This is a genomic window from Hymenobacter profundi, from assembly GCF_019334315.1.
Lineage (GTDB): Bacteria > Bacteroidota > Bacteroidia > Cytophagales > Hymenobacteraceae > Hymenobacter > Hymenobacter profundi.
The window spans coordinates 21,096-29,562 of the sequence record NZ_JAHWGL010000066.1 but is presented as its reverse complement, the minus strand read 5'-3'; the positions used below and the strand labels follow the sequence as shown (position 1 = coordinate 29,562).

The following is an 8,467-nucleotide window of genomic DNA, read 5'->3' as shown; positions in this document are numbered from 1 at the left end:
ACATTGTGGAGTATTTTGATTCGCTGGAAGACGAGTAATTAAGGCTGTCATCCTGAACGCAGCGGAGCGTAGTGAAGAACCTTATCACGTAAGAACAACCATTACAATAACGGCTCGCGCCAGCGTGATAAGGTTCTTCACTACGCTCCGCTGCGTTCAGGATGACAAAAAATTATCCTCATTTTGAACATCATCACCTACAACGTCAACGGCTTGCGCTCAGCCCTGAGCAAAGGCCTACTCGATTGGGTAGCCCAAGTCCAGCCCGACGTGCTGTGCCTACAAGAAATAAAAGCGGGTAGGGATGCCCTGAACGTGGGCGGTTTTGCCGACCTCGGCTACTACGCCTACCTGCACCCGGCCGAAAAGCCTGGCTACAGCGGCGTGGCTACTTTCTCAAAAGTGAAGCCTAACAACGTAGCAGTAGGCTGTGGCACCACAGATTACGACTCGGAGGGTAGAGTGCTGCGGCTGGATTTCGACGACTTTTCGGTGCTGAACACTTACATGCCCTCGGGCACCAGCGGGCCGGAGCGGCAGGCATTTAAAGTAGAGTGGCTGCACTTTTTCCGGCGCTATGTGCGCGAGCTGCAAGCAGCAAGCGTGCCCCCGCTCATCATCGGCGGCGACTTCAACTGCTGCCAGACCGACATCGACCTGCACAACCCCAAGGCCAACCAGAACAGCCCCGGCTTCACACCCGAGGAGCGCCAGTGGTTCCGGGATTTTCTGGCCGATGGGTTCACCGACTCCTTCCGCCACCATCACGGCGACGCCACTGGCCAGTACTCCTGGTGGACCTACCGCGCCGGTGCCCGCGCCCGCAACGTAGGCTGGCGCCTCGACCACCTGCTGGTAGATAAACAGTTAGAGCCGCGTATTCTGGAAGCCGGCCTGCTGCCTGACGCGGTACACTCCGACCATTGCCCGGCTTTCGTGGTGCTGTAGAGGCGCCTTACAGGTGCCCGTTGTTGCTGAGGGTAGGGCTTTGTGCGTAAGTGTGGGGCCAAGCCGTTCAACGACGAGCGCCTGCAAGGCGCCCCTACAGTACCATACGCTTCTACGGAACAATTTCCCTACCCTCCGTTGTCGTTCTCATACCGGCGGGCAAATCCGTATCTTGCCTGAACCGAACTGAGTCCTATCGCTAGTGGAAAACAGAGATACTACAGCGGCGCCGCTGCCAGCCCTACAACGGGTGCTGGACCAGTTGGAAGCCTTTAAGCGCAAGTTTTACCTGAGCCTGCTGGTGCGCGGCGGATTGGTAGCCTTAGGCCTGTTGCTGACCTTGTTCGTGGTCTTCAACCTGCTCGAATACTTTTTGTACCTGCCCACCTGGGTGCGGGGCGGGCTGCTATTTGGCTTTCTTGGCTTAGTAGTGTACGCCTTTGTGCGCTGGATTTGGCAGCCCCTAGCCGCCCTCACTAACCTGCGGCGCCTACTCTCCGACGAGCAAGCCGCTAGTAGGGTAGGGGAGTTGTTTCCAGAAGTACAAGACAAGCTCTTGAACGCCTTACAGCTGCAAGGCCAAGCCCGCGAAAACGCCCTGATTGCCGCCAGCCTGGAGCAGCGCGCTGGTCAGCTCGCCGGCTTTGAGTTCACGAAGGGCATTGACCTCAAAACCCAGACGCGGCCTTTGTGGAAATACGTGGCCGTACCGGCGGGCATTATTGCCTTGCTGCTGCTGGTGTACCCGGCGCTGTTCGTGCAAGGCACGGAGCGCATTTTGCATTATAACCGCGCCTACTCGCCGCCCGCGCCGTTTCGGTTTGTGGTAGAGAATAAGAATCTGCAAGCCTTTAAGGGCGAAGACTTTGCCTTGGAAGTAGCTGTAGAAGGCGACGCCCTACCCAACGATATTACGGTTCGCTACGATGGCCGGGAGCGGCACCTCAGCAAGCAGGCCAACGGTCGCTACCGCTACGAGTTCAAGCAGCTACAGAAGAACATTTCCTTTCAGTTGGCCGCTGCCGGTTTCACCTCCGATGAGTACGACCTGCGCGTGCGCCAGCGCCCTGATCTGCGCGACTTTTCGGTGCGCGTTTCCTACCCTACTTACCTGGGCAAAGCTGCCGAAACCATTCGCAACACAGGCAACCTGACCGTGCCGGAGGGTAGCACCGTGCAGTGGAACTTCGCTACCGAAGCCACCGACGAACTACAACTCGTTTTTCAAAACCCCAATGAAACCGTGACGGCCGCCGCCAATGGCGACGAGTTCACGGCTTCGCGGCGGGTAATGCGCAGCCAGCCTTACCTAGTGCGCCTGCGCAACCCCGCTAGCCTCAACCGCGACCCCATCCAATACCAGCTCACGGCCCTACCCGACCAAACACCCGACATCACCCTGGAAACCTTTGCCGACACCACGGCCCGGCAGTTTCTGGCCCTGGGCGGCACCGTGCGCGACGACTATGGCCTCTCGCGTCTGCAACTGCACTACCGCGTGGCGGGCGGCAACCCCGGCGCACCCTACAAGACCCGCGCCCTACCCTTGCAATCTGGTACGGCCCAGGCCTATGCCTACCAGTGGGACGTGCGCGCCCTCAACCTGAAGCCCGGCGACCGGCTGGAGTACTTCGTGCAGGTGTGGGACAACGATGGCGTGCACGGCCCCAAATCGGCACGCACGCGGCAAGCCGAGTACCGCCTACCCTCACGGGCAGCGCAGCGCGAGCAGTTGGCTCAGAAATCGGCGGCGGTGCAGAACCAGTTGAGCCGCGCCGGCGAGCAGAGCAAGCAGCTGGAGCGCGAAATGGCCAAAACCGACAACAAACTGAAAACCAAGCGCGAACTGAGCTTCCAGGACCGCAAGCAGTTGCAGAATATGCTGCAAGAAAAGAAGCAGGTAGACCAGCAGTTGGCTGACATGAAGCAAGCCTTCGAGCAGATGATGCAGCAGCAAAATGAGTTGGACCCCAAAAGCCAGGAACTGGCTGAAAAGGCGCAGGAGCTGCAAAAGCTGATGGAAACCTTGCTGGACCCCGAGACCAAGAAGCTCTACGAGGAGCTGCAAAAGCTCCTGGAAAACCAGCAGGACCACAACCAGTTGGACATGCAGCAACTTCTGCAAAAGCTCGAAAACAAAGAGCAAACCTTGCAGAAGGAGTTGGAGCGGGCTTTAGAGATGTTCAAGCAATTGCAGTTTGAGCAGAAGCAGGACGCTGCCCTCGACAAGCTGCAAAAACTGGCCGAGGAGCAGAAAAAGCTAGCCGAGCAAACCCAGCAAAACGACAAAAACAACCAGGACAACAAGCTCAGCAACGAGCAGCAAAAGCAAAAAAACGAGGAGCTGAAACAGCAGCAACAGCAGGCCAAGGAGCAGTTTGACGAAATCAAGCAGGACTTGCAGGACCTGAAGAAAATGGACGAGCAGTTGGGCGGCGAAAACGAGGCCGATGAGATGAAGCAGGAGCAACAGCAGGTAGACCAGCAGATGCAGGAAAGCCAGCAGCAACTCCAAAAAAATCAGAACCAGAAAGCCAGCCAGGCCCAGAAGCAAGCGGCCCAGAAGATGCAGCAAATGGCCCAGGAAATGCAACAGCAGATGGACCAGGAGGAGCAGGACCAGCAACAGCAGAACATCGACGGCCTGCGCGACATCCTGGAAAACCTGCTCAAGCTGAGCTTCGACGAAGAAGGCGTAATGAAGCAGTTTCGGCAGGTAGACCAGCAGGACCCGCGCTTTGTGCAGCTAGGCCAGCAGCAGCGCAAACTCCGCGACGACGCCCGCGTAGTGCAGGACTCGCTCTATGCCCTGGCCAAAAAAGTATTCCAGCTCCAGAGCTTCGTGACGCGGGAGGTAGGGGAGATGAACGGCCGCATGGATGAGTCGATGAACCACATCCAGCAGCGCGACGTGCGCCGCGCCACCGCCAGCCAGCAGCAGGCCATGACCAGCATGAACAACCTGGCCCTGATGCTGAACGATGCCCTGAAGCAAATGCAGGAACAGCAGCGCCAGAGCCAACAGCAACAGCAGCAGGGCGGCGGCAAGCCCGGCCGCAAAAAGAAGAAGGGTAGCAGCGCCGGCGAAGGTCAGCTAGGCCGCATGCAACAGCAGCTCAACCAGCAGATTCAGCAGCTCCAACAGAGCGGCAAATCGGGTAGGGCGCTGTCGGAGGAGTTGGCCAAACTAGCTGGACAGCAGCAGATGCTGCGCGACGCCTTGCAGAAAATGGACCAGATGAAGCCCGGCGGCAAGGAAGGCAAAGGCCAGGACGGCGGGGGCGGTACCGGCGACCTGAAAAAAATGATGGAACAAACCGAAACCGACCTCGTAAACAAGCGGCTGACGGAGCAAACCATCATGCGCCAGCAACAAATCCTGACTCGTTTGCTGGAAGCCGAGAAATCGGCCCAGGAGCGCGACCAGGAGGAACGTCGGGAAGCGCAAACGGCGCAGAACCGCCCGCCGGTATTTCCGCCTGCTTTTGAAAAATACAAGCAGCAGAAAACCCGGCAAACGGAGCTGCTCCGTACGGTGCCGCCCGCCCTCACGCCCTATTATCAGCGGGAGGTCAGTGAATATTTTCAGAAAATGAAATAGCTCTCCTTATTTTTACCGCCGCTGCCCCTCTTACCAACCCCTTATGAAGCAGGTTAAAATTCAAATTCCTTCGCTGGTCGAGAACATCCGAGTAGTGGAAAGTTTCATCGACAATTCGAAGGATACCTTCCATATTGAAGACGACATCTACGGCAACATTATGGTGGCCGTCACCGAAGCGGTGAACAACGCCATCCGGCACGGAAATAAGTTCGACAAGGACAAGAACGTATTTCTGTCGCTTTACGTAGATCAGGACCGTCTGAAGTTCGAAGTACAGGACGAAGGCGAAGGCTTCGACTACGATAACCTACTGGACCCCACGGCTCCCGAAAACCTGGAAAACCCCGGTGGCCGCGGTATCTTCCTCATTCGCCACCTCGCCGACGAGGTGGAGTTCACCCAGGAGGGTCGCAACGTGCAGCTCACGTTCCTACTCGCCCCTGCGCCTGCCACTTCCGATTCTCCATCTGACCACGTCACGGCCTAAGCCCTGGTATGAACACAGCTGAACACGACGAGTTTTTGCACGAGGAGCCGCGCCACGAAACGCCTGGCATCGAGTTTATCGTAGAGGAAGTGGATTTCGAGTTGGCCGACGCTGCCGAACTCACCTCCTGGATTGAGCGGATTGCGGCGGTGCACGAGCACGAAATCGTTCAGCTGACCTACATCTTTTGCTCTGACGAGTACTTGCACCAGGTGAACGTGGAATACCTTGACCACGACACGTATACCGATGTTATCACCTTCGATAACTCGGACACGTCGGACGTGATTGAGGGCGACATCTTCATTTCGGTGGAGCGAATCCGCGAAAATGCCCAGCAACTGGGCGTGACGTTCCGCGACGAATTGCACCGCGTAATGATTCACGGTGTGCTACACCTGCTGGGCTACGCCGACAAGGACCTGCTGAGCCAGACAGCCATGCGCAAAAAGGAAGACGACTGCCTCTTGCTACGCACATTCTAGGCGTTTTGCATCCGTTTTTCATGGATTGATTTTTCAGGAACGCCCGCCGAAATGCGGGCGTTTTCTGTATTGTTGCCTACCCGTTGTCATTCCGAGCAGCGCGAGGAGTCTGAGCAAGTCTCGCCGAGGACAGTTATCCAGATTCCTCGCGCTGCTCGGAATGACCATCCCTACCCACGTTATATTTCTATGTCCGCCGTGCCCCCTCCATTTCCTATTATTCCGGGCAACATGCTGGATTATTACCTGGGCCAGGGTTATTACCGGATGCATCAGGACTTATTCACGTGCCGTTTCCTACCCATCAACGACACGCTGCACACGGTGCATTGGCTCCGACTGGCGCTCGACAACGTGACGTGGGGGCCGGAGCAGCGCCGCTTGCTGCGCCTAAATGAGCCGTTCGGCGTTTCTATCCGGCCTTTCCGGCTTACTGATGAATACGAGATGCTGTACGCGCAGTACCGCGCCTCCATCACCTTCGACGCGCCGCCTACTGTGGAGGCCTTTCTGCTGGCTGGCGCCACCCACAACATCTTCACCACCGAGGTGCTGGAAGTGCGCGACAACGGGCAGCTGATTGCGGCCGGTATTTTCGATAGTGGCACCCGCAGCTTGGCCGGCATCATGAATTTCTATGACCCTGCCTACCGCAAAAACAGTCTAGGCAAGTACCTGATGCTGTTGAAAATAAACCACGCCCGCCAGCAGCACATGCAGTATTACTACCCTGGCTACCTGGTGCATGATTACCCCAAGTTCGACTACAAGCTGTTTCCCTGCCTACCTGCTACGGAGGTGTTCAACTGCCTGCGCGACCAGTGGCTCCCATTTACCTGGGAAGAGGTGAACCGGCAAGCCACTGAGCTGATGCTTGATTGGGACGAGCAGGAACTAGACTAACTGCCTGAATTGTATCTTTGCACACGCTTTTCGCAGTGAAGGGTATCCACTTGCAAATAGAGGTGTTTGCTGGGTTTTTAACACTCTCAAACTCGCCTTTCAAGCTTGCGTGAACTCCGGGCGAAAAAATTCTATTAAGAAGGCATGTTTCAGCAAGAAGAATACGATGTGATTGTGGTGGGCGCGGGCCACGCGGGCTGCGAAGCCGCCGCCGCTGCCGCCAACCTGGGCTCGAAAGTGCTGCTGGTGACCATGAACATGAACACCATTGCGCAGATGTCGTGCAACCCCGCCATGGGCGGGGTTGCCAAAGGGCAGATTGTGCGCGAGGTAGACGCCTTGGGCGGGCAGTCGGGCATCATCACCGACAAAACCATGATTCAGTTCCGGATGCTGAACCGCTCCAAAGGCCCCGCTATGTGGAGCCCGCGCGCGCAATCGGACCGCATGCGCTTTGCTGAGGAGTGGCGCCTCACGCTGGAAGGCATTGCTAACGTAGACTTCTGGCAGGAAGCCGTGCTGGGCCTAATAGTGGAAAACGATACGGTGGTAGGCGTGAAAACGCAGCTCGGTATCGAGTTCCGGGGTAAGTCGGTGGTGCTCACCAATGGCACCTTCCTAAACGGTCTCATTCACATCGGTGAAAAGAACTTTGGTGGGGGTAGGGCTGCCGAGCGCGGCAGCACTGGCATCACGGAGCAGCTGAAGGAGCTGGGCTTCGAAGCTGGCCGCATGAAAACCGGCACCCCGCCTCGCGTAGACGGCCGCTCCTTGGACTACTCCAAAATGGAGGAGCAGGCCGGCGACGACGTGCCCAGCAAATTCTCCTACCTCGACACGCCTGCACTAGCCAAGCAGCGCCCCTGCTACATCACCTACACCAACGCCGAGGTGCACGAAATCCTGCGCGAGGGGTTCGAGAAGTCGCCCATGTTCCAAGGCCGCATCAAGGGCTTGGGGCCGCGATATTGCCCGAGCGTGGAGGACAAAATCAACCGCTTTGCCGACAAGGACCGCCACCAGATTTTTGTGGAGCCCGAGGGCTGGAGCACGGTAGAAGTGTACGTGAACGGTTTCAGCTCGTCCCTACCCGAGGACGTGCAGTATCGCGCCCTGCGCAAGATTGCGGGCTTCGAGAATGCCAAGATGTTCCGGCCTGGCTACGCCATCGAGTACGACTTCTTCCCGCCTACCCAGCTCAGCCTCACGCTGGAAACCAAGCGGATCAAGAATCTGTACTTCGCGGGCCAGATCAACGGCACCACGGGCTACGAGGAAGCGGCGTGCCAGGGCCTGATGGCCGGCATCAACGCGCACAACAAAGTACACGGCAAGGCACCCTTCGTGCTCAAGCGCAGCGAGGCCTACATTGGCGTGCTCATTGATGACTTGGTGAACAAAGGCACTGACGAGCCCTACCGCATGTTCACGAGCCGCGCCGAACACCGCATCCTGCTCCGCCAGGACAACGCCGACCTGCGCCTCACGCCGCTGGGTTACGAGTTGGGTCTGGCTTCGGAAGAGCGTATGGAGCTGGTGCGCCAAAAGGAGCAACAAACCCAAGAGGTGCTGACGCTGCTAGGCAAGTTTGCCATCGAGCCCCACGAAATCAACAGCTTGCTAGAGGAGCTGGGTTCGGCTACCATCCACGAGAAAACCCGCGCCGTGAATTTGCTGCGCCGCCCCAACGTGGAGCTGGCCGACCTCACCCGCGTATTGCCTGGCCTCACGCTGGCCCTGGCGCCCTACCGGGCCGAGGCATTGGAGCAGACCATTATCCTGGTGAAATACGAAAACTACCTGGCCAAGGAGCACCAGCAGGCCGCCCGCGTGCAGGAGCTGGAAAACTTCGTAATCCAAGGCCGGCTCGACTACAAAGCCATGCCCGCCCTCTCGCACGAGGCCCGCGAGAAGCTGCTCAAGATTCAGCCCGAAACCTTGGGCCAGGCCAGCCGCATCAGTGGCGTCTCACCAGCCGACGTTTCGGTGCTGATGGTGTACTTGGGTAGATAGTTTTTGTGTTAAGTGATAGAGCGTGTC

At 57.7% G+C, this 8,467-nt stretch carries 6 protein-coding genes; all 6 read left to right on the top strand.

Features of this window, described 5'->3' with window-relative positions:
- Positions 1–183: 183 nt before the first annotated feature.
- The gene (locus KYK14_RS14870) at positions 184–948 is read left to right on the top strand and encodes an exodeoxyribonuclease III (RefSeq protein ID WP_219159875.1); all 765 of its coding nucleotides are present in this window, start codon (positions 184–186) and stop codon (positions 946–948) included.
- A gap of 202 nt (positions 949–1,150) precedes the next feature.
- Positions 1,151–4,549 (top strand): DUF4175 family protein, encoded by a 3,399-nt coding sequence (locus KYK14_RS14865; RefSeq protein WP_343217115.1) that lies wholly within the window; start codon positions 1,151–1,153, stop codon positions 4,547–4,549.
- Between the two features lie 43 nt (positions 4,550–4,592).
- Entirely contained in the window at positions 4,593–5,039 is a 447-nt protein-coding gene (locus tag KYK14_RS14860; protein ID WP_185281839.1) for an ATP-binding protein, read from the top strand.
- Between the two features lie 8 nt (positions 5,040–5,047).
- Positions 5,048–5,524 carry an rRNA maturation RNase YbeY gene (gene ybeY, locus KYK14_RS14855; protein WP_185281840.1) on the top strand — a complete coding sequence of 159 codons (477 nt, stop codon included), beginning with the start codon at positions 5,048–5,050 and terminating at the stop codon, positions 5,522–5,524.
- A 189-nt stretch (positions 5,525–5,713) separates the two neighbouring features.
- On the top strand, positions 5,714–6,427 hold the full coding sequence (locus KYK14_RS14850; RefSeq protein ID WP_246601865.1) for a GNAT family N-acetyltransferase: 714 nt from the start codon (positions 5,714–5,716) through the stop codon (positions 6,425–6,427).
- Positions 6,428–6,571: 144 nt separating this feature from the next.
- Positions 6,572–8,440 (top strand): tRNA uridine-5-carboxymethylaminomethyl(34) synthesis enzyme MnmG, encoded by a 1,869-nt coding sequence (gene mnmG, locus KYK14_RS14845; RefSeq protein ID WP_219159873.1) that lies wholly within the window; start codon positions 6,572–6,574, stop codon positions 8,438–8,440.
- The last annotated feature ends 27 nt before the right edge of the window (positions 8,441–8,467 follow it).